At 57.7% G+C, this 24,423-nt stretch carries 25 protein-coding genes; 13 read left to right on the top strand and 12 right to left on the bottom strand.

The genetic code is table 11. The annotated features are described in order from the left end of the window. Positions 1–329: 329 nt before the first annotated feature. A complete protein-coding gene (locus GRI36_RS03715; protein ID WP_160597246.1) occupies positions 330–1,214 on the bottom strand; it encodes an alpha/beta fold hydrolase in 885 nt (294 codons plus the stop codon). 171 nt (positions 1,215–1,385) lie between these two features. Here GRI36_RS03715 and GRI36_RS03710 point away from each other — a divergent pair, with 171 nt between their 5' ends. After that, positions 1,386–1,967, top strand: a complete 582-nt coding sequence (locus GRI36_RS03710) for an RNA polymerase sigma factor (RefSeq protein WP_160597245.1) — start codon at positions 1,386–1,388, stop codon at positions 1,965–1,967. Beyond that, positions 1,960–2,334, top strand: coding sequence for a DUF6768 family protein (locus GRI36_RS13825; RefSeq protein ID WP_235902154.1), 375 nt, complete (start codon positions 1,960–1,962; stop codon positions 2,332–2,334). Before GRI36_RS03710 ends, GRI36_RS13825 begins: the two co-directional genes overlap by 8 nt. Positions 2,335–2,358: 24 nt before the next feature. Here GRI36_RS13825 and GRI36_RS03700 read toward each other — a convergent pair whose 3' ends face one another. From GRI36_RS03700 to GRI36_RS03685, 4 genes are all read right to left on the bottom strand, one after another. Beyond that, on the bottom strand, positions 2,359–3,057 hold the full coding sequence (locus tag GRI36_RS03700; RefSeq protein ID WP_160597244.1) for a VIT1/CCC1 transporter family protein: 699 nt from the start codon (positions 3,055–3,057) through the stop codon (positions 2,359–2,361). A 62-nt stretch (positions 3,058–3,119) separates the two neighbouring features. Continuing rightward, positions 3,120–4,703, bottom strand: a complete 1,584-nt coding sequence (gene nadB, locus GRI36_RS03695; protein ID WP_160597243.1) for an L-aspartate oxidase — start codon at positions 4,701–4,703, stop codon at positions 3,120–3,122. Between the two features lie 61 nt (positions 4,704–4,764). After that, entirely contained in the window at positions 4,765–5,064 is a 300-nt protein-coding gene (locus GRI36_RS03690; RefSeq protein ID WP_160597242.1) for a putative quinol monooxygenase, read from the bottom strand. Next, the gene (locus tag GRI36_RS03685) at positions 5,064–6,026 is read right to left on the bottom strand and encodes an ABC transporter ATP-binding protein (protein WP_160597241.1); all 963 of its coding nucleotides are present in this window, start codon (positions 6,024–6,026) and stop codon (positions 5,064–5,066) included. The genes GRI36_RS03690 and GRI36_RS03685 overlap by 1 nt, the downstream gene beginning before the upstream one ends. A 103-nt stretch (positions 6,027–6,129) precedes the next feature. Here GRI36_RS03685 and GRI36_RS13925 point away from each other — a divergent pair, with 103 nt between their 5' ends. The 6 genes from GRI36_RS13925 to GRI36_RS03660 all read left to right on the top strand — a co-directional run bounded on the left by GRI36_RS13925 (position 6,130) and on the right by GRI36_RS03660 (position 9,589). Next, on the top strand, positions 6,130–6,255 hold the full coding sequence (locus GRI36_RS13925; protein ID WP_268893844.1) for a hypothetical protein: 126 nt from the start codon (positions 6,130–6,132) through the stop codon (positions 6,253–6,255). Between the two features lie 54 nt (positions 6,256–6,309). After that, positions 6,310–6,570 (top strand): zinc-finger domain-containing protein, encoded by a 261-nt coding sequence (locus GRI36_RS03680; protein WP_160597240.1) that lies wholly within the window; start codon positions 6,310–6,312, stop codon positions 6,568–6,570. A 91-nt stretch (positions 6,571–6,661) separates the two neighbouring features. After that, positions 6,662–8,086, top strand: coding sequence for a metalloprotease TldD (tldD, locus tag GRI36_RS03675; protein ID WP_160597239.1), 1,425 nt, complete (start codon positions 6,662–6,664; stop codon positions 8,084–8,086). 66 nt (positions 8,087–8,152) lie between these two features. After that, complete coding sequence (locus GRI36_RS03670) at positions 8,153–8,614, top strand: hypothetical protein (protein WP_160597238.1); 462 nt, start codon at positions 8,153–8,155, stop codon at positions 8,612–8,614. Next, entirely contained in the window at positions 8,611–9,027 is a 417-nt protein-coding gene (locus tag GRI36_RS03665; RefSeq protein ID WP_160597237.1) for a hypothetical protein, read from the top strand. Before GRI36_RS03670 ends, GRI36_RS03665 begins: the two co-directional genes overlap by 4 nt. 10 nt (positions 9,028–9,037) lie before the next feature. Continuing rightward, a complete protein-coding gene (locus tag GRI36_RS03660) occupies positions 9,038–9,589 on the top strand; it encodes a DUF924 family protein (protein ID WP_328598343.1) in 552 nt (183 codons plus the stop codon). Between the two features lie 17 nt (positions 9,590–9,606). Here the strand turns inward: GRI36_RS03660 and GRI36_RS03655 are convergent, their stop codons facing one another. Both GRI36_RS03655 and GRI36_RS03650 read right to left on the bottom strand, forming a co-directional pair. Further along, positions 9,607–10,578: an NAD(P)H-dependent flavin oxidoreductase gene (locus GRI36_RS03655; RefSeq protein WP_160597235.1), complete on the bottom strand. Its 972-nt coding sequence runs from the start codon at positions 10,576–10,578 to the stop codon at positions 9,607–9,609. Positions 10,579–10,594: 16 nt separating this feature from the next. Beyond that, on the bottom strand, positions 10,595–11,278 hold the full coding sequence (locus GRI36_RS03650; RefSeq protein WP_328598342.1) for an endonuclease III domain-containing protein: 684 nt from the start codon (positions 11,276–11,278) through the stop codon (positions 10,595–10,597). Positions 11,279–11,344: 66 nt separating this feature from the next. Here GRI36_RS03650 and GRI36_RS03645 point away from each other — a divergent pair, with 66 nt between their 5' ends. After that, positions 11,345–12,310: an oxidoreductase gene (locus GRI36_RS03645; protein WP_160597234.1), complete on the top strand. Its 966-nt coding sequence runs from the start codon at positions 11,345–11,347 to the stop codon at positions 12,308–12,310. Here the strand turns inward: GRI36_RS03645 and GRI36_RS03640 are convergent. The 5 genes from GRI36_RS03640 to GRI36_RS03620 form a co-directional block, all read right to left on the bottom strand. Further along, positions 12,294–13,013 (bottom strand): endonuclease III domain-containing protein, encoded by a 720-nt coding sequence (locus GRI36_RS03640; RefSeq protein ID WP_160597233.1) that lies wholly within the window; start codon positions 13,011–13,013, stop codon positions 12,294–12,296. The genes GRI36_RS03645 and GRI36_RS03640 overlap by 17 nt on opposite strands. A gap of 8 nt (positions 13,014–13,021) precedes the next feature. Next, a complete protein-coding gene (locus GRI36_RS03635; RefSeq protein ID WP_160597232.1) occupies positions 13,022–13,540 on the bottom strand; it encodes a hypothetical protein in 519 nt (172 codons plus the stop codon). A gap of 7 nt (positions 13,541–13,547) precedes the next feature. After that, positions 13,548–15,146, bottom strand: coding sequence for a glutamine-hydrolyzing GMP synthase (gene guaA / locus GRI36_RS03630; RefSeq protein ID WP_160597231.1), 1,599 nt, complete (start codon positions 15,144–15,146; stop codon positions 13,548–13,550). A gap of 416 nt (positions 15,147–15,562) precedes the next feature. Then, positions 15,563–17,128, bottom strand: coding sequence for a class I adenylate-forming enzyme family protein (locus GRI36_RS03625; RefSeq protein ID WP_160597230.1), 1,566 nt, complete (start codon positions 17,126–17,128; stop codon positions 15,563–15,565). A 30-nt stretch (positions 17,129–17,158) separates the two neighbouring features. After that, on the bottom strand, positions 17,159–18,541 hold the full coding sequence (locus tag GRI36_RS03620; RefSeq protein ID WP_160599029.1) for an L-serine ammonia-lyase: 1,383 nt from the start codon (positions 18,539–18,541) through the stop codon (positions 17,159–17,161). Positions 18,542–18,667: 126 nt separating this feature from the next. Here GRI36_RS03620 and gyrB point away from each other — a divergent pair, with 126 nt between their 5' ends. From gyrB to GRI36_RS03600, 4 genes are all read left to right on the top strand, one after another. Continuing rightward, complete coding sequence (gyrB, locus tag GRI36_RS03615) at positions 18,668–21,205, top strand: DNA topoisomerase (ATP-hydrolyzing) subunit B (protein ID WP_202392110.1); 2,538 nt, start codon at positions 18,668–18,670, stop codon at positions 21,203–21,205. Position 21,206: 1 nt separating this feature from the next. Next, complete coding sequence (locus tag GRI36_RS03610) at positions 21,207–22,034, top strand: M50 family metallopeptidase (RefSeq protein ID WP_160597229.1); 828 nt, start codon at positions 21,207–21,209, stop codon at positions 22,032–22,034. A gap of 78 nt (positions 22,035–22,112) precedes the next feature. Continuing rightward, the gene (locus tag GRI36_RS03605) at positions 22,113–23,183 is read left to right on the top strand and encodes an AI-2E family transporter (RefSeq protein WP_235902153.1); all 1,071 of its coding nucleotides are present in this window, start codon (positions 22,113–22,115) and stop codon (positions 23,181–23,183) included. A 15-nt stretch (positions 23,184–23,198) separates the two neighbouring features. Continuing rightward, entirely contained in the window at positions 23,199–24,383 is a 1,185-nt protein-coding gene (locus GRI36_RS03600) for a BaiN/RdsA family NAD(P)/FAD-dependent oxidoreductase (RefSeq protein ID WP_160597228.1), read from the top strand. Positions 24,384–24,423: the final 40 nt, after the last annotated feature.

The following is a 24,423-nucleotide window of genomic DNA, read 5'->3' as shown; positions in this document are numbered from 1 at the left end:
ACCAAATGTGGGGTGTGTTAGCTTGCTGCAACGCAGCGACGCGGCAGAAATCCTTGGGTGGCGAGACTCGCAACCCCAAAAATGAATCTGGGAAAAAATATTTCGCGGGAAAAATGATTTTCGAGGCTTTGATTCAATCGAATCGTGATGCGCAATTTTCGTTCGTGGAATTTGTGTTTTGGACAATGATATTGGGCACGGAAAAAAGCCGCGAGGATGGGCCCAGCCGTAGCCGCATCAACGCTGCCCAGAGATTCTAATTCATCGCAATGCGACCAGCCCTCGCGGTGACCACAAGGATACGATCATGCCGTAATTGCGCCTTCCCGCTAAACCGCTTTTGCATGTTCCGCGATTGCATCAGCCATTGGCTCGACCAGTTCGACTGGCAGATCGTGACCCATTCCCGGGAATGTTTTCAGCGAAGCGCCGGGAATATGTGCGGCGGTATCCTTCCCGCCTGACAGCGGCACCAGCGGATCGTCCTCTCCGTGCACCACCAATGTCGGGGCGGTAATCGCGCCAAGGCGGGTACGGCGGCAACCATCGGCGATGATCGCAGCCAATTGGCGCGGCAGACCCGCGGGATAGAAGCTGCGGCGGAAATTCAACTCGACCTTGTCCTTGATCACTTCGGGATCGGCGCGGTAGCCGGGGCTGCCGATTGCGTGCGACAATTTGAGGCCGTGTTCGCGGATGGTTTCAATCTCGGCATCAGCAGGGCGGGTGGTCAGCGCCTTGATTGCTTCGGGCTTGGCCCGGTCCAGTTTCGGATTGCCGGTGGTCGACATGATTGAGGTCAGCGACAGGACCTTTTCAGGATGGCTGAAACCGATATGCTGGGTGATCATCCCGCCCATGCTCGCTCCGACAATATGCGCCTTCTCAATCCCCAGCGCATCAAGCAACGCCGCGCCGTCTGCTGCCATATCGGCCAGCGAATAGGGGGTACGGATCGGCAGGCCGAATTTGCTGAAGATCATCAATTTCAAGATGCCCGGCGCCTTCGCCCCTTCGAATTTATGGCTCAGACCAATGTCGCGGTTGTCATAACGGATTACCCGGAATCCACGCTCCACCAGCGCATCGACCAGTTCCATCGGCCATAATGTCAGCTGCGCGCCGAGCCCCATCACCAGCAGAATGGGTGGCGCGGATTTATCGCCGTAATCTTCATATTCGAGCTGTAGGCCATTGGCGGTGATTTGGGGCATGATGGTCTCTCTGTTAGTTTCTCGCAGCATGGCCAGATTTGCGCGCCGCCTGCAAGCTTCGGGGAAATTAATTTGACTTAGCAGTGAACCGTTTTGTCCCACTGCGACACCTTGGAGCAGGTAAAAAATAGAGCAGTCCAGAGCTAGAACAGAAAAGCGAGATTGAAGCGTATGACAGTTTCGGGGGCCAATAAACATCCGGGCAGATTGCTCGATGAATATTGGGTCTCTGCTGCCAGAACAGGCGATCGGGCGGCAATGAGCCAGTTGGTCAAACGATGGCAGCCCAAACTGGTCGCGCATGGCTGGCGGCTGACGGGCGACCCTGAAATGGCGCGCGATGCAGCGCAAATCGCTTGGGGCGAGATCATTCGCGGAATTGGCGGGTTGCAGGATGAACGCGCCTTCCCCGCTTGGGCTTTCCGCATAGTATCGCGGATTTGCGCCAGAGAAATTGGCAAGGCGGTGCAGCGACGCGAGCTGAAGAACGCCGTCGCTGCGGAACCAAACGCAACCGAGACGTTGCCGGAGGAGCCGTCCGAAACCGGCGCCTTGCGCGCTGCAATCCGGCAATTGCCAGCCGGAGAACGCGCCGCAATCGCGCTGTATCATTTCGAAGAACTGCGGGTGGCGGAAGTCGCCGTCGCGCTCGCCGTGCCTGTGGGGACAGTCAAGACCAGATTGATGAATGCCCGCCGCAAATTGCGTGCGATATTAGCCCCGAAAACCATAGAAGGAGAAGACCATGCCTGATCCACTCGACACCATGATCGACGAAGCCCTTAACGCCGAGGAGCGCGATCTGCTGCGCACGATTGGCGAGGAGCCGGGATATTTCACCCAAGTCCGGGGCCTGTTCGGCGGCAAAATCGGCTGGGTAACTTGGTTGCTGATGGCCGCGCAGACGATGATGTTTATCGCATCGGTCTATGCTGCTGTGCAGTTTTTCGCCGCTACCGAAGCGCTCGAAGCCCTGCGCTGGGGCCTGCCCGCCGCCGTGCTGCTGATCCTCGCGGCCATGACCAAACTAACCTTATGGCCCTCGCTTCAAGCCAACCGCGTGATCCACGAAGTCAAACGGTTGGAACTGCAAGTTGCACGGATGCAGATGAAGGAGTGACATGTGTGGAGCGCGGAAGCGATCCTATGCGGTCGCCACCCCGAACAGCGCGCCGACACCGGCGGTCACCGCCATCGCTATCGCACCCCAGAAGACCACCCGCAGCACGGGCCGCAGCACCGGCGCGCCGCCGGCTTTGGCACCGAGTGCACCGAGAATTGCAAGGAACAGCAGCGATGCTGCGACCACGCTCTTTACGATCCATCCCTGCGGAACAACCAGCACCGTGAGGAGCGGCAAAGCCGCGCCAATCGCAAAGGTAAAGGCAGAGGCGACGGCTGCTTGGAGTGGTTTGGCGGTAGTCAGATGCGAGATTGCCAGCTCGTCGCGCGCATGTGCGCCAAGCGCATCATGCGCGGTCAATTGTACCGCCACCTGACGCGCCAGATCATCGTCGAGGCCGCGGCTGCGATAGACGCCTGCCAATTCCTCAAGCTCGAATTCGGGCTGGTCGATCAATTCCTGCCGCTCGCGCGCAAGATCGGCAGCTTCAGTATCCGATTGCGAGCTGACCGAGACATATTCCCCTGCCGCCATCGACAGAGCGCCCGCCGCCAGCCCGGCAGAGCCTGCAAGCAAAATCGCCGGTACATCCGCCGAAGCCGCCGCCACCCCGACGATCAGGCTGGCAGTCGAAACAATCCCGTCATTCGCACCGAGCACGGCCGCGCGCAGCCAGCCGATGCGGGTAATATTATGCTGTTCGCTGTGAAGTGCTCTCATGCGCGGATATTAGCAGATCGCGAGGGCTGGGGAAGATGGCTGGGGAAGATGGCTGGAAACGGTTAAGGCACCAGTACCGTATCTCGCGCGACCTCTGCCGTTTCGGGATAATCGAGCGTGTAATGGAGGCCCCGGCTTTCGTGCCGCGCCAGTGCCGATGTGACGATCAGTTCCGCTGCCTGCAAGAGATTGCGCAGCTCAATCAAATCGGTGGTGACGCGGAAGCTGCCATAATAATCCTGCACTTCCTTGTTCATCATCTCGATCCGGTTGCGCGCCCGCTCCAGCCGTTTTGTGGTGCGGACAATGCCGACATAGTTCCACATGAAGCGGCGGATTTCGGTCCAGTTCTGCTTTACCACCACCTCCTCGTCAGAATCGGTAACGCGGCTTTCATCCCAAGGTTTGACCGCGGGCGGGGCCAGCAATTCATCCCATCTTTCGGCAATGTCTTTGGCCGCCGCCTCGCCAAACACGAAGCATTCGAGCAAGCTGTTGGAGGCAAGGCGGTTCGCGCCGTGAAGCCCGCTTTCGGTCACTTCGCCAGCCGCCCACAGGCCGGGCAAATCAGTCCTCGCATCAAGGCCAACCAGCACCCCGCCGCAGGTATAATGCTGCGCAGGAACAACCGGTATCGGGCCGGCCGTCATATCGATGCCTAGCCCCATCAGCTTGTCATAAATCGTCGGGAAGTGACCCTTTACAAACTCTGGCGTTTCATGGCTGATATCGAGATGAACATAGTCGAGACCATAGCGTTTGATCTGGTCATCGATTGCACGCGCCACCACATCACGCGGGGCCAACTCCATCCGTTCGGGATCATAATCCGCCATGAACCGGTGACCGGTTACCGGATGCAGCAAATGACCGCCCTCGCCGCGAACGGCCTCCGTAATCAGGAAGTTTTTGACCTCAAGATTATACAGACAGGTCGGGTGAAATTGCATCATCTCCATATTGGAAACCCGCGCCCCTGCGCGCCATGCCATAGCTATACCATCACCCGTCGCCCCCCTTGGCGCGGTTGAGAATTGATAGACGCGGCCAGTCCCGCCTGCCGCCAGAATGGTTGCCCGTGCGGTATAGGCCTCGACCTCGCCGCTTTCCTGATTAAGCGCATAGGCACCCCAAACGCGGCCCGCCCCCGAATAGACCGCTTCGTGTCGTCCGGTAATCAAATCAACGCAAGCGCGACCTGCCAGCATGGTAATGTTCGGATTCGCATGGGCGGCATTGAGCAGCGCCTCCTGCACCGCCCAGCCCGTCGCATCATCGACATGCACAATCCGCCGGTGCGAATGGCCGCCTTCGCGGGTCAGGTGCAAATCGCCTGAATCCTGGTTGAAAGGCACGCCCAGTTCGATCAGCCGCTCGATGCTCCGCGGCGCACCTTCAATCACGAATTCGACCGTTTCCTTGCGGTTGAGGCCAGCGCCTGCGCGCATCGTATCATGAATATGATTATCGAACGTATCGCCTGCATCGAGCACAGCGGCGATCCCGCCCTGCGCCCACGCGGTCGAGCCGCCGTCGAGTCCGCCCTTGGCCAGCACAAGAACATTCTTGGTTTCAGCCAAAGCCAGGGCAGCGGTCAGGCCAGCAGCGCCAGACCCGATAATCAGGACGTCATATTGTTCGCTCATAGCGCTTTCTCATGGGCGAGTGCTGGCTTGGGAGCAAGGCCCGCAAGCAAGTCTGCCCGATTCAAATTCGCTCGGCTGCACCTGCCTCAAACAATTGCAGGTCGCGGTCATGAATGCCGAACCGGTCCCAATTTGCACGCCATTCGGCCAGGTGGTCTGAAGCAAAATGGGCGTCCAGTGCTTCGCGGTCTCGCCATGCCTCGGTGACATGGATCAGGCCCGGCTCGATCACATCCTCTGAATAGGCATAGGCAGCACAGCCATCCTCCTCCAAACTCGCTTCGATCATTTCCTGCATCGCATATCGCGCTTCATTCAGGTTTTCCGCAGGCATGCGGACAGTCCCGACAATCAACAACATTATGCACTCTCCCCTGCAGATGCGCTCGTCAGGCTCACAAAAACATCTTCCAGATCCGCTTCACGCGTGGTCACATCTTCGACAACCAGCCCCTGCTCCTGCAAGATCGCAAGAACCTGTCCTGCGGTCAGCTTGTCCTTATTATAGGTAATCTCGACTCCGCGTTCACCCGCCAGTTCGGATTTGACGAAGGCATCGTGATTAGGAGCGGCTGTCAGGTCAGCACCAACAGTAACAGCAACAATCTTCTCCCGCGCCATATCGACCATTTCGCGGGTCGGCTTGTTGGCGATCAGCTCGCCGTGGTTTATGATTGCCACACGATCGCACAATTGCTCGGCTTCTTCGAGGTAATGCGTGGTCAGCACAACCGTTACGCCATCGGCGTTCAATTGCTGGACCAATTCCCATAGCAATCGGCGCAATTCCACATCAACGCCAGCGGTCGGTTCGTCCAGAATGAGGATCGGCGGGGTATGGACCATCGCCTTGGCAATCAGCAAACGCCGCTTCATCCCGCCCGATAATGTCCGCGCATAGGCATCGCGCTTATCCGCCAGATGGACCGCCTTCAGCAATTCTTCCGAGCGGCGCAGGCTTTTGGCAATTCCGTAGAATCCGGCCTGATTTTCGAGCACTTCATAGGGAGTGAAGAACGGATCAAACACGATTTCCTGCGGAACGATGCCGATGGCGCGTTTCGCGTTGCGGCGCTGTGTATCAATGTCGAAGCCCCAGATCTCGGCGCTTCCGCTGGTTTTCGTAACCAATCCGGCAAGAATGTTGATCAGCGTAGATTTGCCGGCACCATTGGGGCCGAGCAATCCGAAAATACCGCCTTCGGGCACATCGAAACTGACGCCTTTGAGCGCCAGCTTACCTTCGACTGCTCCTTTTGGCCCCTTCACGCCGGCATAGCGTTTGACGACATCACGGATCTCAATTGCGGGGGGCTGGCTCATATGCATCTCCCTAAGGCGCGAAACCTTCCCGCGTAAAGAGGGCTACTTATGGTTAGCGGCAGTTTAATCTTAATTTAGTGGCTCCTGCCTAAACCGCCGGTTTATGAAACAGATCATTCGAACCATCGCATTCCGTATCAACGCCGGGCGAAACACGGCCAAACGCGAAGCCATGACGCACACTATTTCGCTGGCAGCAATTGGCGTAACCGCACCCGAATTCCTCTAGGCCGCTAATCGATACGCTTGCACAGCAGGGCAATGCGATTTATCGGCAATGGCTATGAGCACCCTGCCACCAGAAACCATCAAAACCGCAACACGCCGCGTCAGCTGCGATGGCGCGACCGCAATCCGTGGCGGCAGCGATTACCGCCCTGCCGCCTTGGGTCATCCCAAGGTCTATCTGGAAATCGACGAGCATGGCTATGTCGATTGCGGATATTGCGACCGACGCTTCGTGCTTGAAGGCGGCCCGGCGGATGGCGCGGATCAATCGCAATTGACCGATATTGCAAACGGCAGCGACCCGGGCCACCGCTAATCCCAGGCTCCAAAACCTGACCGGGGCAGTTGGCTGAGCTTCGCAAACCGAGGGGGGTGGGACTTTCGTCGCGCGGCCCTATATTGGCTGTATGATACCAACCGATATTCACTCGCTCCTCTATACAGATGGCAAGCTTACCCCTGACGAGGCGAGCGCCATAACTGCGCAAACTCTCGGCAATTGCGATGATGGGGAGCTGTACCTGCAACATAGCGAGACCGAGGCTTTCACATTTGATGATGGCCGCTTGAAAACCGCCGACTATTCGCGAGATTCGGGCTTTGGTCTTCGCGGGGTATCGGGCGAAATGACCGGCTTTGCCCATGCCAATGATATCAGCGCCGCCGCCATTCGCCGCGCCGGCGAAACGTTGCAATTGCTCGATCCGGCCACCGGAACAACCTCGCCTCAGCCGCGCAGAAGCAATCAGAAACTCTACACCGATGCCAGCCCGCTTGACGCAGTATCCTTTGCGGAGAAAGTATCCCTGCTGGAGCGCATCGATGCCGCAGCCCGGGCGCGCGATCCGCGTGTTTCGCAAGTGACCGCCTCGCTTGCCGCGAGCTGGAGCGTGATCGAAATAGTTCGCGCCGATGGCTTGCGCGCCACCGACATTCGTCCGCTGGTGCGTTTGAATGTCAGCGTTGTTGCCGAAGTAAATGGCCGGCGGGAACGCGGCACGTTCGGGTTTGGCGGACGGTATTTGTATGACCAGATGTTTGAGGAAGCCGAGTGGAACCGAGCCATCGACGAGGCGGTTGCACAGGCGATGGTCAATCTTGAAAGCATCGACGCCCCAGCCGGGGAAATGCCTGTGCTGCTCGCGCCTGGTTGGCCTGGGATCATTCTGCACGAAGCTGTCGGGCACGGGCTAGAGGGCGACTTCAACCGCAAGGGAACCAGCGCCTTTTCCGGCCGGATCGGAGAGCGCGTTGCGGCCCCCGGCGTCACGATTGTGGATGATGGCAGCATCGCAAACAGGCGCGGCTCGCTGACAATTGACGATGAAGGCACGCCGACCGAGGAGACCGTGCTGATCGAAGATGGTATCCTGAAAGGATACATGCAGGATCGCCTGAACGCGCGATTGATGGGCGTCCAGCCGACCGGCAACGGACGGCGCGAATCCTATCAACACGCGCCGATGCCGCGAATGACCAACACATTTATGCGCGGCGGTCAGGATGACCCCGCCGATCTGCTGGCTGGTATGAAGCGCGGCATTTTCTGCAAGAGTTTTGGCGGTGGGCAAGTCGATATTGTTTCGGGCCGCTTTACCTTCTCCTGCACCGAGGCCTACTTGGTCGAAGACGGCAAATTGGGCGCTCCGATCAAGGGAGCAACGCTTATCGGCGACGGACCAACAGTGCTGACCAAGGTTGAAGGCATCGGCAATGATATGGCGCTGGATGAGGGTATCGGCATGTGCGGCAAAGGCGGGCAAAGCGTGCCGGCCGGTGTGGGTCAGCCGACATTGCTCGTGGGCGGCTTGACGGTTGGCGGAACGGCCTGATCGGACTGTTCGGCTTGATTTAGCCAGTCAGGCGCGGTTCAGCCATATTTGTGCTATGCTTTCCTTATGAGAAAGCTTGCACACCTTGTCGCGCTGGCCGGGCTGGTATCGGCAGCAAACGTCACCCCTTCCTTCGCAGAAGAGGCGGACAGTGAAGTACTGACGAAAAGCGAGGCGGAACTTGCAAAAATTCTGGAAGGCCGCGTTGCTGGGGAACCGGTAAAATGCCTGACCAATTCACAGCGGCGAAACCTGCGCATCATCGATGAAACGGCAATGGTTTTTCGCGCCGGCAGGACAATTTACGTCAACCGCACCAGCGCTCCGCGTTTTCTGAATGATTGGGACTACCCCGTATTCACCGTCTTTGGTTCCAGTCTGTGCAGGATGGACCGCGTTGAAATGCGCAATCGGTCAAGCAATTTCCCGGGACCGGTCCTGACGCTCGGTGAGTTTGTCCCCTATACTAAAATTGAAGCCGGTTCAGAGAGTTACGAACCGCCACTAAAAGAGGAGTTCCCGCAATGAGAAAGCTGACAATTATTGCCGCAGCAGCAGCCATGTTGGCAGCCCCTGCCTTGGGCGCTCAGGAGCAAAATTCGGGCGAGGTGGCAGGACAAACCCGAGGCGAAATCAAACTCGCCGAGATGCTTGAAGGGCGCATTGCGGGGGAACCGCAAAGCTGCATCCGCATGATGCCGAGCACCGATTTGACTGTGATTGACGGAACTGCACTCGTCTACAAATCTGGGCGCACGCTGTATGTAAATGTGACCGATAATCCCGCATCGATTGACGAGGACGATACAATGGTGCGCCGCACGTCTTTCGCAAGCCGACTATGCAACACCGATATCATAACCAAGATCGACCGGTTCCACGGTGGATATACTGGCAATGTTAACCTCGGCCTGTTTATCCCGTACCGCAAAGCCAGCTGAGTCATTTCAGGTGACTGACCCACGTCCCGGCTGGGCAAAATTCCTGTTACAAACATGGTTTGAAGAGCTTGGGCCAAAAGATTGGTTCGGCTCCAGCGACGCGGTCGATGCGATGCTTCGCGAACGGTTTGAAGATACGCTGCACACTCTGTCCGATAGACCCGCCTCCGATTTTCAAACAGGCACCACTACCGCGCAAGCTGCAATTTTGCTGTTCGATCAAGTCCCGCGCAATCTCTATCGCGGAACGGCGCAGGCCTTCGCATATGATCCTCTGGCTCTCCAGCTGGCCAAGGATTTCATAACGTCAGGCCGCGATGCTCAGCTGCCGGATGCGCAGCGCCAATTTATCGCGATGCCGCTGATGCATAGCGAGGAGCTTTCCGATCAGGATGCCAGCCTAGCCTATTTCACCGAGCATTTGCCGGACAATTCGTCCTTCGCCAAAAGCCACCACGAAATGATCGAACGATTTTCCCGCTTCCCGCACCGCAATGAAGCGATTGGCCGCTCGACCACGAAGGCCGAGCAGCGCGCGATTGACGACGGGTTCAGTTGGTAGCGGTTAGCTAAGTTTCGTCACGCCGAGATCGCATTCATCCGCACGCGGATTTCTTCCGCTTCGGCCATGATCCGGTCGATCAATTCCTGACAGGTCGGGATGTCATTAATCAGGCCTGCAACCATCCCGCAGCTCCATGCGCCGGCATCCATTTCGCCCTCCATCATGATCCGCGGATAGACGCCTGCGACCTGTTCGATGACATCTTCGAACTTCAGGTCGTCACCTTTTTCTTTTTCGATTCGGAGCAATTCTTCGACCGCGTCATTGGTCATGACCCGCTCTGTATTGCGCAGCGGGCGCATCACCAGCCGCGTGTCGAGTTCGCTGGCCGCGACAATTGCAGCCTTCACATTCTCATGCACCGGCGCTTCCTTTGTGGCGATGAAGCGCGTGCCCATGTTCATACCCGCGGCACCCAAAGCGATCGATGCCATTAGCGAGCGGCCATCGGCCATCCCGCCAGAGGAAACGAACGGAATTTCCAGCTCGTCCGCAGCACGCGGAAGCAGGATGAAGTTCGGAATATCATCTTCGCCCGGATGGCCGCCGCATTCGAACCCGTCGACCGAGACCGCATCGCAGCCGATGCTTTGCGCTTTCAAAGCGTGCCGAACGGCGGTGCATTTATGGATCACCTTGATCCCCGCGTCTTTCAGGTAAGGCAAGACCGCGACCGGATTGTTACCGGCGGTCTCCACGACGGTCACGCCGCCTTCGATGATCGTTTTGATAATCGCGGGATAATCGGGTGCGTTGACTGTGGGCAGGAAGGTGACGTTTACGCCGATCGGCTTGTCGGTCATATCTTTGCAGCGCGCAATTTCATTGGCGAGATCGGCAGGCGTCTTCTGGGTCAGAGCAGTGATAATTCCCAGCCCGCCAGCATTGGAAACCGCCGCTGCCATTTCAGCAAAGCCGACATAATGCATGCCGCCCTGAATAATTGGATGCTGGATGCCGAACATTTCGGTGATGGCGGTTTTCATAGTCTCTCTCCCGGAATTATTGTGCCGAACGCTCCGCATACCAAAGGCACAGATCGGAGACAGGGCAGGATTCGCATTTTGGAGCGCGCGCCGTGCACACTTTCTTGCCGAACTGAATGAGCCAGAAGTGCCCGTCTCGCAAGGCCCATTTCGGCGCGCGCGCCTCAAGCTGCTGTGCCGTAACGTCAGCGGTCTTGGCATCGGTTAAGCCAATACGGTTGCAGACCCGGTGAACATGAGTATCGACCGCAATCACATCCGTTCCGAAGGTGAAACTCATCACAATATCGGCACATTTGCGGCCGATTCCCGGCAGGCCAAGCAACCCCTTGCGAGTACTTGGCACCAGCCCGCCATGCTCGGCCAGCAATGCCTGGCAGAATTTGCGGATGTTGCGGGTCTTCACATTATACAGCCCGCACGGCTTGATCGCAGCGGCAATATCGCGGTCATCAAGTTCCAGCACATCTTCGGGCGTTTGTGCCAGATCGAACAATGCGCGCGCTGCTTTGGCAGTGTTGCGGTCCAGAGATTGGGCCGACAGCATACATGAAATGCAGGAGCGGAACGCGTCCGGCTGCCCCTTGGGGCCCTTCGCATTGGCGGTCCTGCCGGGCATCGCCTCTGCCAACCGGACAAAGATTTCTGCGGCATCGCTTTCCGGAATCGTTCGACCCATGCCATAGTAGCGGATATTCACGCATTAAGTTCCACGCTGTGCCCGCACCGCACCGCACCGCACCGCACCACCAAAGGAAACAGCATCATGGTTTCTCCACAAGCCCCCATCAAGTCGCCTTTCGGCCACCGCACCACTGCCAACGAAGTTGTTCAGGGTATCGATCTTACTGGCAGAACAATTGTCGTGACCGGCGGATATTCGGGGCTCGGAACTGAGACGGTGCGCGCATTGGCCGGGGCCGGCGCGGATGTTGTGGTTGGCGCGAGGCGGCCCGATGTAGCACAAGAAGTGCTGGCGGAAATGCCCGGCAGCATCTCAATTCTACCACTCGATCTGTCCGATCCGGCATCGATAGATAGCTTTGCCGAGGCGCTTTCAGGGCAGATTTCCAAGATCGATATTCTGATCAACAATGCCGCGATTATGGCCTGCCCGCTGGCGCGTGACGCGCGCGGGTTTGAAAGCCAGTTTGCGACCAATCACTTGGGTCACTTCCAGATGACAGCGCGACTGTGGCCCTTGCTGAAGGCGGCAGATGGCGCGCGCGTTGTGGCGCTGTCTTCTGTCGGCCACCGTATCTGCGGGGTTGATCTGGAGGATCCTAATTTTGAGCGGCGCGATTATGAAAAATGGCCTGCTTACGGACAGGCGAAATCGGCCAATGCTCTATTTGCCTTACAGCTTGATAAAATTGGCGAGGCTCACGGCGTGCGCGCCTTTGCTGTCCATCCCGGCGGCATTGTGACTCCTCTCCAGCGCCACCTGACTCACGAGGAACAGGTCGCGATGGGCTGGTTTGATGAGGCCGGCAACACGCATGAATCCTTCAAATCGGTTGGTGCAGGCGCGGCGACCAGCGTATGGTGCGCCACCTCACCGCTGTTGGATGGTATGGGAGGCGTCTATTGCGAGGATTGTAATGTGGGCGCGATGGCAGACGACACCACGCCGCGCGGATCGGGCGTGGCCCCGCATATCCGCGATGAAGCGGTAGCCGATGCGCTTTGGACCAAGTCAGAAGAACTGACGGGGGTTAGCTTCCCGGGTTGAGGCCGCCAGCCTGCGCGGTTTGGCAATCGGCCTGCAAGGGACAAGCCGCGCAATCTGTGCGCGAAGGGCGGCAATAAGTCTGCCCCACTCGCTTCACCAGCAAGTGATGTTCGTCAATATCCTGCGCGGTCCATTCTGATGGGAGCACCGGCATTATCGCGTCATAGGCGCGCACGGTATCAGCCTTGGGCGGGACCAACCCCACCCGCTGCATCACGCGGAGATGATGGCTGTCGATCACCAACGCGCGGCGGTCAAAAATGCTGGTATTTACGATCCCGGCGCTGATCTTGCGCGCAATGCCGGGCAGCGTTTCAAGCCACGCCATCGCATCGCCGGTCGGCAAATTGGAAAGATGCCGCAAATCGACCGATCCGCGTTGCTCGATAATCATGGTCAGGCAGTCTTTCAGACGCCGCGCCGATTGCTGGGGGAATGTCTGTCTGGAAAGAATTTCAGTCAGCTGTCTGAGCGGCGCAGCAGCCACCGCCTCCCATGATCCAAAACGTTCGAGCAAGGCGTCAGTCGCAGCATTGGAAAGCGCCGTTTTGCTCCGCGCGCCGATCACACCCTGGACCAATGTCCACACCGGATCGCGTCGTTTAGTGTCGGGGCGAGTGATGCGGCCGAAATGGTCGATCAGAGCGGCGTGGATGCGGAGGAGAGTTCCAGTGCGGGGACCAGGGCCGAGGGGGAGCTGCATCGTTCCACTCAATTCACCGATTGGATGCCTAACATCAGGCGCTTAACGCGTGACGGGACAGGTTGCTGGGCGTCACCCGGATTAACAGTCCAACTGCTTTGTCCGGACAGTCGCTGATCGACAAACAGATTGTGATTCCCAGCCTTGATTGCGTTCATTGCAGCCTTTGCACTGGTCAATACGAGATCACGGCCCTCACATTCGGCCAGTTGCTCCAATGCAGGCACGGCTTCTTTGTTCAACGCGTAAGCCAACAGGCCACAAGCGCGGTATCGAACCATATAGGATCGGTCACTCAGGCCCAACAATCCCAAGCCGAGTGCTGATGGCGATTGCCTAGAATATCGGGTCGAATAATACATCAAAGCGCAGCGACCCTGCCATGTCCGGAACGTAGAATAAGCGTCGAGCAAATAGGGTACTACACCAAAGCCAAGCGGCCTTAGCTGCGCCCAAGCCATCTCCTGAGACTCTACTTCGCGGACATCAAGCGCAGCGACCGCGGCCGAAATCTGTTCGCGCCGCATTCGCACTTCACTCCCACTCAATCGTCCCGGGCGGTTTGCTGGTGTAGTCATAGACCACGCGGTTGATGCCCTGCACTTCGTTCACAATACGCGTTGCACATTGGGTAAGGAAGCTTGCATCGAACGGGTAAACGTCGGCCGTCATCCCATCAGTGCTGGTTACTGCGCGCAGGCCACAGACATTGTCATAGGTGCGGGCATCACCCATCACGCCGACAGTTTTGACCGGTAGCAGCACAGCGAATGCTTGCCAGATCGCGTCATACAAACCGGCATTTCGGATTTCTTCCAGGTAAATCGCGTCTGCCTTGCGCAGGATATCGCAGCGTTCCTTGGTCACTTCGCCGGGAATGCGGATGGCGAGGCCGGGCCCGGGGAACGGGTGACGGCCAACGAAAATGTCGGGCAGGCCAAGCTCGCGGCCCAGATCGCGGACTTCGTCTTTGAACAGTTCGCGTAAAGGCTCGACCAATTGCATATTCATGCGTTCGGGCAGGCCGCCGACATTGTGGTGGCTCTTGATCGTCACGCTTGGCCCGCCGGTGAAGGACACGCTTTCGATCACATCAGGATAGAGCGTACCTTGGGCGAGGAAGTCTGCCCCCCCCACTGCTGCCGCTTCTTTTTCGAACAGGTCGATGAAGGCGCCGCCGATGAATTTGCGTTTTCTCTCGGGATCGGTTTCGCCCTTGAGGCCGCCGAGGAATTGTTCTTCTGCATCCACATGAACCAGCGGGATATTGTAGTGATCGCGGAACAGGGTGACGACTTGCTCCGCCTCATTCATCCGCATCAATCCGTGATCGACAAATACGCAAGTTAGCTGGTCGCCAATGGCTTCGTGGATCAGCACCGCCGCAACTGCGCTGTCGACGCCGCCGCTCAGCCCGCAAATGACTTTACCGGCACCCACTTGCGCACGGATTTCTGCGACCTTGGTCTTGCGAAATTCGGCCATTGTCCAATCGCCCTTGAGGCCGCAAACATGGCGCACAAAATTGGCTATCAGCTTTCCGCCATCGGGCGTGTGGACGACTTCGGGATGGAACTGCGTACCGTAAAATTTGCGGCTTTCATCAGCGATAACCGCAAAGGGCGCTCCATCGCTGGTAGCGACAATTTCAAAACCGGGCGCGAATTCGGTGACTTTATCGCCATGGCTCATCCACACCTGATGCCGCTCGCCCTCTTTCCACAATCCGTCGAACAAGGCGCATGGCTTGGTCACGGTCAGAAACGCGCGGCCAAATTCACCGCCCTCTCCCGTCTCGTGGCCAGGCCGCACTTCGCCGCCCAATTGCTTGGTCATCACCTGCTGGCCGTAACAAATGCCCAAGATCGGCAGGCCTGCCTCAAACAGGAATTGCGGCGCACGCGGGCTACCTTCATCGGGCACGCTGGCAGGCGAGCCGGACAGGATAATCCCCTTCGGCTTCATCCGGTGGAATGCTTCTTCCGCCATCGTGAAAGGCGCTATTTCGGAATACACGCCCGCTTCGCGAACCCGCCGCGCAATCAACTGCGTAACCTGGCTGCCGAAATCGACAATGAGGATGGATTCGGGCCCTGAGCCGTGTTGGGAATCGGAGATCTGTTCAGCGTTCATCAGAAGCCGATAGTATCCGCCCGATAGACTGTCCAGCATCCGCCCGGCCGCGAGGCCTTAAGTTGCAAAAAACTCAACAACTCTGGAGGTTTTGTCATTTGAAAAAAGCGGTGCGTAATATTATTTCAACGCTCGAACCGGGTGGCAACCCCTCTCTCCCAAGACTGCCTCCGGTGATAACGGGACTTCGTCGCCTCTCCCTCCTCGGCGCGAATCCCGGCTTTCGGTTCAGCTGCCCGCGAGTGCAGCACGGATGCCCGGCAATTGCCGCCCATCCATGAACCGGTAGCGTAAAGAGACGCGGCTGCCCTTCAGTCCCCCTTAAAATTGAAGGCAGCCGCGTACTCACATTTTTTCGAGTCTATGGATTATTGGGTCAGCCAGTCGATCAGGCGTCTAATCAATCAGGCGCCCAATCAATCAGGTAGGCCAATCTTCTCGGCGCGCTGCCTCAATTCGGTCTTGAGCAATTTTCCAATATGGCTGCGCGGCATTTCATCAATCAGATGCAATTGCGCGAGCCGCTGGGTCTTGCCGAGGCGGTTATTGACGCTGGCCATCACGATTTCCGTGCTGGTTCCGGCATCGGGGTCAAGCGTCACAAATCCGATCGGAGATTCGCCCCATTTCGCGCTCGGCACACCGATCACCGCCGCTTCGGTAACACCTGCTTCCTTCAATAACTCATTCTCCAGATCGACCGGATAGATATTAAAGCCGCCCGAGATAATCATATCCTTGGCGCGGCCCACCAGTTCGACGAAGCCGTCTTCATCGATCCGCCCGATATCGCCCATCCGCATCCACACCGATCCATCCTCCGGATTAGTCCAGAGCGATTCCTGCGTGGCAGCTTCACGGTTTTTGTATCCGACCATCATCGCCGGCGAGATGCCGACCAGATTGCCAGGTGTTCCGGCGGGAACCTCACGGTCATGATCATCGAGCACTTTGAGCGCGTGACCGGGCGCGGGTTGCCCCACGGTGTGCAGCTTTGTGGGGTGTTCATGCGCATAGAGCAGGCACGTCACCCCGCCTTCGGTCATACCGTAAATCTCGATCAAAGCGCCCGGCATTCGCCCCACCACTTGCGCTTTCAATTCAGCAGAGAACGGCGCCGAAGTGCAATATTTAAGCGCCAGAGTAGAAAGATCAAAATCATCGAAAGCCGGTTCATCCATCAATCGCTGATATTGGACGGGCACCAGCATGGTATGCGTTGTCCCGTCACGCTGCGCGGTCTCCAGCCATTTCCTGGTGTCGAATTTGCCCATAATCGTGGTGCAGGCACCGGCAAGAACCGATGACAGAAAACACACCATAGTGGTGTTTGAATAGAGCGGGGTCGATGCCAGCGCCTTAGCCTCGGGCGAATAGGCTCGCCCGGCAGTTGGCGCGAACTGGAACCAGCGCATTTTGTGTGAATGGACGATGCCCTTGGGAATGCCGGTGGTTCCGCTGGAATAGATTATGTTGAACGGCTCGTCCCCGCGCGGGATAAAAGGAGAAGACACCTCACCTTCGGGTGCCATCCATTCGTCCAGCTCTTCATCGAGCACAATCCGGTCGAGGCCCGACATGAATCCGTCGCCAAGCTCGGCCAGCTTGGCTCGGTCAATAAACAGATGTCGCGCACCAGAATCTTTGGCCATGCCTTCAAGCTGTGCGGGACTGGCGCTGGTGGTGAGCGGAGCGGCCACTCCGCCAGCGACCACCGCAGCCAGAAAAACCAGCGCGTAATTGGCCGTAGAAGTGCCCAGAATGGCAACCGACTGGCCCTGTTGCAGGCCGGTTTGCTGCAAGCGGAAGGCAATCCGTTCAACCCGGTCCGCAACCTCGCGCCAGGTCAGCGTCACATTTTCGTCGCGCAGCGCCGGCTTGTCCGCACGCACTTCAGCCCAGCCATGGATGATTTCACGGTAAGTGCCGTAGGGCTCTTGCAGCTTTGTGAGGATGGCTTCTTGGGTTGTCAGTTCTGTCATGGGCTAACCCTACCCCGCCAAACGCCGCAATCAACACTCGATTACATTGACCGCCAATCCACCTTGGCTGGTTTCCTTGTATTTCGTCGACATATCAAGGCCAGTCTGACGCATGGTTTCGATGACTTGATCAAGCGAAACGAGCGTCGCTTCGTCCCTGTGGAGCGCCAACCGCGCCGCGTTGACTGCCTTGACCGCGCCGATCGCGTTGCGTTCGATACACGGCACTTGCACCAATCCGCCGACCGGATCGCAGGTCAATCCCAGATTATGCTCCATCCCGATTTCAGCCGCGCTGGCCACTTGGGTCGGCGACCCTCCCCATAGGGCCGCCAGACCGCCAGCAGCCATCGAACAGGCCACGCCAACTTCGCCCTGACAACCCATTTCCGCACCTGAAATGCTGGCGCGCTGCTTATACAGCAGACCGATTGCGCCCGCGGTTAACAGGAATTTGCGGCGGCTATCGGTGCAGGCGCGTTCCTCCGCATTGATGCAATAGAAGCGCATCACCGCAGGCAGTATCCCCGCCGCGCCATTGGTCGGCGCGGTCACAACTTTGCCGCCAGCCGCGTTCTCTTCATTCACTGCCATCGCAAAGCAATTGAGCCAATCGAACAATTGTTCGCGCTCGTTCGATTGAGGTGCGGCTTGCAATTTGTCCCACAATTCGGGCGCACGTCGGCGGACCTTGAGACCGCCGGGAAGAATGCCGGTCTGCTTCAACCCGCGAGCGATGCAATCATCCATCGCCTTGGCAATGACATCGATGCCCGAGATAGTCTTTTCACGTGGCCGCATGGCGTCTTCATTGGACAAAACCAGCTGATCTATACGCTGTGATTTATCCACGCATAATTGCAAAAGCTCGGCAGCAGAACCGAACGGAAAGGGCACCGGGTTACCGGCTAGTATGCGGTCATTTTTGGGCGGTTTTTCCAGCTGGCGCTGGGTTGCGACAAAACCGCCGCCGGTCGAATAATAGGTCCGGTCGGACAGCATGGCGCCATCGGCGGCAAACGCCCTCATTCGCATACCATTGGGATGCAGTGCAGGCACGATATGGCCCGCTAGATCAACATCGCCGCGCATATCGAATGCAATCTCGCGCTTACCGGCCAGGGGCATCAGTCCTGCTTTCTCCAGCCGTTCCAATTGCGCATCGCCTTTGGCAGGATCGAATGTCTCTGGCCGGTGGCCCATCAGGCCCAAAATGGCCGCGCGCGGAGTGCCGTGCCCGACACCCGTCAGCGCAAGCGAGCCCTGCAATTCAATGTGAATGCGCGCAGTTTGATCAAGCTTCGCTGACCGTTTCAGCGCCTGGATAAACATCGCGGAAATACGCATCGGCCCAACGGTGTGGGAACTGGATGGGCCAATCCCGATCCGGAAGATATCGAGCACAGAAAGCATGGTGCAGCGTTGCGCCGCCATACCCGTTTCGTCAACTGGTTTCATCTGAAACCAGTAATTCGGCAACTGTGAATAAAACGGCGCTTTCCGCTTTGGTTATGGCCCCTCAGCGCCTATATAATGGGCATGAGCGATACACCTGAAAACTCCGCCGAAACTCCCAAGAACCAGCCACCTGAAAAGATCGTCCAAATGGGCGAGTATGGGGCAGATTCCATTAAGGTTCTCAAGGGCTTGGATGCCGTGCGCAAACGGCCCGGCATGTATATTGGCGATACTGATGACGGCAGCGGCCTGCATCACATGGTGTTCGAAGTTTCCGATAATGCCATCGACGAAGCGCTGGCGGGGCATTGCGACCTCGTTTTGATCGAGCTGAACCCCGATGGCTCGGTCTCTGTCGAAGATAATGGCCGCGGTATTCCCACCGGAATGCACAAGGAAGAAGGCGTATCGGCAGCAGAGGTCATCATGACCCAGCTTCACGCTGGCGGTAAGTTCGACAACACCAATGATGAAAACGCCTATAAGGTATCAGGCGGTTTGCACGGGGTTGGCGTATCGGTGGTCAACGCGCTCAGCGAATTTCTGGAGCTGACGATCTGGCGTGACGGTATAGAGCATTGGATGCGGTTTGAGCACGGCAATACGGTCGCGCCGCTGATTGAAAGAGGCCCCGCGCCAGTTGCCGAAGACGGCGGCCCGCGCAAGGGTACCCGCGTTACCTTCATGGCGAGTGAGGACACGTTCAAAAACGTCACTACCTATGATTTTGAAAAGCTGGAGCACCGCTACCGCGAACTCGCCTTCCTCAATTCGGGTGTCCACATCAAATTGCGCGACAAGCGCGGCGAAGAAATGGTCGAGCACGATCTGTTTTACGAAGGCGGAATTGGTGCATTTGTGAACTATCTCGACCGCAACAAGCAGGCGCTTATTCCTGACCCCATTGCCATTTCGGCAGAGAAGGATGGCATCGGCATCGAAGTCGCTCTGGAATGGAACGACAGCTATTATGAAAACGTGCTGTGTTTCACCAACAACATCCCGCAACGCGATGGCGGTACCCATCTTGCAGCGTTCCGTGCGGCTTTGACGCGGACGCTCAACAATTACTCAGTATCTTCGGGCCTGATGAAGAAGGAGAAAGTCTCGCTATCGGGCGAAGATATGCGCGAAGGCCTGACCGCGATTGTCTCGGTCAAATTGCCCGATCCGAAATTTTCGTCGCAAACCAAGGACAAGCTGGTGTCCTCCGAAGTCCGTCAGCCTTTGGAAGCGCTGATGAGCGAGAAAATGACCGAATGGCTGGAAGAAAATCCGGCCAACGCGAAAACCATTATCCAGAAGGTAATTGACGCAGCGGCAGCACGTGAAGCGGCCAAGAAGGCCCGCGAGCTTACCCGCCGCAAAGGCGCGATGGATATTGCAAGCCTGCCCGGCAAGCTGGCCGATTGCCAAGAGCGTGACCCCGCCAAATCCGAACTGTTCCTGGTGGAGGGCGATTCCGCTGGGGGTTCCGCCAAGCAAGGCCGTGACCGGCACTATCAAGCAATCCTCCCGCTCAAGGGTAAGATTTTGAACGTCGAGCGGGCGCGGTTTGACCGGATCATCTCCTCCAAAGAAGTCGGGACGCTGATTCAGGCGATGGGCACTGGTATTCGCGATGAGTTCAACATCGAGAAGCTGCGCTATCACAAAGTCGTGATCATGACCGACGCCGATGTCGATGGCGCGCATATCCGCACATTATTGCTCACATTCTTCCACCGTCAAATGCCCGAGATCATCAAGAACGGTCATCTGTTCATCGCCCAGCCGCCTTTGTTCAAAGTCGCCAAAGGCCGCAGCGAAGTCTATTTGAAAGACCAGGCTGCGATGGACCGCTATCTGGTTGCGGGCGGGCTGCAAGGGCGCTTGCTCGAAAGCGAAAGCGGCGCGCGCGGCGGAGCCGAATTGCAGGGGCTGGTCGAACATGCATTGCGGATTCGCAATTTGATGGCGTTCATCCCGAACAAATATGATGGCGCAATGATCGAAGCGATGGCGTTGGCCGGAGTGTTCAACCCGGACCATGACACGAGCGCCCGGAAGGACGCGCTGGCCAAGGCCGCAACGCGGCTGCACATGGGTGACCGCGACGCGAAATGGTCAGCTGAATTGCGTGACGATGGCACCATCCAGCTTAAGCGTCTGTGGCGCGGCGTGACCGACGTTCATGAAATCGAGGCGGCATTCGTCAGCAGCGCAGAGGCGCGCAAGCTCCACCGCCTGACCGCTGAGCACAGCGATGTTTACGAAACGCCAGCCCGCTTGGTCAAAGGCGCGGACGATTCCGACGAAGAAGCCGATGATGCCGCAACCGATACGATCGAAGTCAGCGATGAGGACGCGATCACCCGCCCGACAGAACTGCTCGACGCGGTACTGAAAGCCGGGCGGAAAGGTCTTTCCAGCCAGCGCTATAAGGGTCTGGGCGAAATGAATGCAGAGCAATTGTGGGAAACCACGCTTGACCCTGAAAATCGCGCATTGCTGCAAGTGAAAGTCGATGATGCCGATGTAACCGATGAAATCTTCACCCGCCTGATGGGTGACGTGGTCGAGCCGAGGCGCGAATTCATTCAGGAAAACGCGCTGAACGTCGCCAATCTGGACGTCTAGTATGGCCGGCTGGATGGACCAGCTTCGCGGGAAACCGGCGGAACAATCCATTCAGCCAGCGCGCTTCGATATCGGCCCCAGCATCGGCCCCAACATCGGCCCCAGCAGTAAATCCGCTCAGGATCATCCCGGCTGGCTGATGCTGGCCGCTGCAGCGGTGGTTCTTTTACCGAACATTCCTTTCGGCAATTACCTGATCTACCCCTTCACGATCCTGAGCACGTGGTTTCACGAGATGGGGCACGGGCTGACCGCCATGCTGCTGGGTTTGGATTTCCAAAAGCTTGTCTTGCTCGAAAACGGCAGCGGCTATGCAATGGTTTCCTCCCCAGTCAGCACATCCGCTCTCGCCCACGCGTTGGTCAGCGCTGGCGGGCCGCTGGGTCCGGCATTGGTAGGCTCGGCCTTCATCCTTGCATCGCAAAATGCGAAGGCGAGACGCATCGCGTTGGTATCGCTGGCAGCCATCTTGATTCTTTCGACCTTAATCTGGGTACGCAGCGCGCTTGGCTGGATGATCCTGCCACCGATTGCGACAGCAGCGCTTCTCATCGCATGGCAAGCCAATGAGGGAGCCAGCCGATTTGCCGTCCAGTTTCTGGGAGTGCACGCAGCGATCAGCATGTTCGCCCAATGGGGGTATTTGTTCTCAAGCGGCGCGGTGATTGGCGGATCGCACCAAACATCGGATACAGGCGCGATAGCAGACAGATTGTTGCTGCCGCATTGGTTTTGGGCTGCGGCAATAATCTTGGCCGGAACAGGGATGATCGCCGCCAGCCTGATACGCGTCCTCCGCATCGGCGCGCCCCGTCAGCCGAGCCATTAACACCAACACAAGTTGATTGGACCAATCACGCCGTCTACCATAGCGCTCGCGCAACCATGTCCAGCCGGAGATCTAATCTTGCAAGCAACCGACCATAAAACTGCAATTGAACGCGGCGGATTTATTCTGTTTTTGGCGGTTGTATCGCTTGGTCTGTTGATGATTGCCCTACCATTTGTGAGGCCGTTATTTTGGGCAACGTTGGCGGCGATCATGTTTCAGCCGCTGTATCAATGGCTATTTGTCAGGATGGGCAATGGCCCGAACCGAGCCGCGATTGCGACCTTGTTGATCATCACAGTCGCTGTCCTGATTCCAGCATTCTTTATCGGAGGAATAATTATCGACCAGGCTGTGGCGGTTTTCCTGGCCTTCCAAGATGGCAAGATCGACGTCGCCGCGTGGTTCATGCAAGTTCATGATGCGCTGCCCGCAGGCGTTCAATCTACACTCGATTCATCAGGCTTTGCCAATCTCGACAGCTTTATCGCACGCGCGCAGGATTTCGCTCGCGAAAGTACTGGTGTGATCGCTCAAAGCGCCTTGGCAATCGGCAGCAGCGCGTTCGGTTTCGTGCTCGCTTTCGGGGTCGGGCTATATGCTACCTATTTCTTGCTTCGGGACGGGCGCAGCCTCGGCGAAGCTGTGGTCGCAGGCCTACCAATCGAGCGCGGGCTTGCTGATCGTTTGGCAGAGAAATTCACCTCGATTGTCCGCGCCACGGTGAAGGGTTCTATCGTTGTCGGGCTGGTCCAGGGCGCACTGGGCGCGATAACTTTCTCCATTGCCGGTGTTCCATCAGCGGCTTTGTTTGGTTTGCTGATGGCAATTTTCTCTTTGCTTCCTGCGCTGGGACCGGCGTTGGTTTGGATACCTGTTGCGATCTATCTGCTCGCCATTGGCGAGATTTGGCAGGGGGTAATCGTGATCGGTTCAGGTGTGCTGATTATCGGTATGGCTGACAATGTGCTGCGACCAATTCTGGTCGGGCGTGACACAGGCATTCCCGATTGGATAATTCTGGTGACGACCTTGGGCGGTATCGGATTGCTCGGCTTGTCGGGCATAGTCGTCGGCCCCCTACTCGCCGGGCTGTTTCTCGCCGGCTGGGCGATTTTGCAGGAGCAGCGCGAAGCCAAAACGGCCTGACCGCGACCGGATATTATGACCTATGATGCAATCATCCTCGGCGCCGGCGCTGCCGGATTGTTCTGCGCGGCGCAGGCCGGGCAGCGGGGCAAACGCGTGCTGCTGCTCGAACGCGCAGAGAAGCCGGGCAAGAAAATCCTGATTTCGGGCGGCGGGCGGTGCAATTTCACCAACATCGGCGCAGGTCCGGCCAATTATCTTTCGGCCAACCCACATTTCTCCAAATCGGCGCTCAGCCGATACACCCCGCGTGATTTTCTGGATTTGATCGAAAGCTACGGCATTGCTTGGCACGAAAAAACCCTCGGCCAATTGTTTTGCGATGGCAGCGCCAAACAGATTGTCGCTATGCTGCTGGAGGAATGCGTCAAGGCAGACAACGCCGGGGGTCAGGTAGATTTGCGCTGCGATGAACACGTGACCGAAGTCGCGCATGAGGATGGCTGCTTCATCGTCACCTCGAACGGCGCACACTATGGGGCGCATAATTTGGTAATCGCAGTGGGCGGGCCGTCGATTCCAAAAATGGGGGCGACCGGATATGCCTATGATCTGGCCCGCCAATTTGGCCTGAAAATTGTCGAGCCGCGTCCAGCTTTGGTGCCGCTGACTTTGGGCGGCGACGATGTGCTGTTCCGCGACCTTTCGGGCGTTGCCGCCGACGTTTCGGCGCACCACGGCAAAGCTTCATTCCGCGAAGCAGCCTTGTTCACCCATCGCGGATTGTCAGGCCCATCTATATTACAAATCTCATCCTATTGGCGGAACGGTGAAGCTATTGGAATCGATTTTCTGCCCGAACGGGATGTCAATTGGTTGCTGGACGCCAAGCAATCACAGCCCCGCGCCACCATCAAAGCGCTGCTGAAGGAAAGCTTGCCTGACCGGCTGGCTACGACTCTTTCAGAACGTCTTGGCATTGACACAGATGTCGGTAACGCCACCGATAAATCGCTAAGGCGGGCACAGGAGCAGCTCTCTCGCTGGGAATTCCGGCCCAATGGATCGGAAGGTTTTGCCAAAGCCGAAGTGACCGCAGGCGGCATCGACACCAAAGAATTGTCGTCCAAAACAATGGAGGCGAAGAAAGTGCCCGGCCTCTATGTCATCGGCGAAGCCGCGGATGTGACCGGCTGGCTGGGCGGATATAATTTCCAATGGGCTTGGGCATCAGGCTGGGCCGCCGCCCAAGCTATGTGATTAGTTCGGGGGCATCAGGCCGGGCCGCCGCCCAAGCTAT

The organism is Pontixanthobacter gangjinensis (assembly GCF_009827545.1).
GTDB classification, from domain to species: domain Bacteria; phylum Pseudomonadota; class Alphaproteobacteria; order Sphingomonadales; family Sphingomonadaceae; genus Pontixanthobacter; species Pontixanthobacter gangjinensis.
Note: the sequence above shows the minus strand (reverse complement) of the source record. Positions and strands in the feature narration are given on the sequence as shown.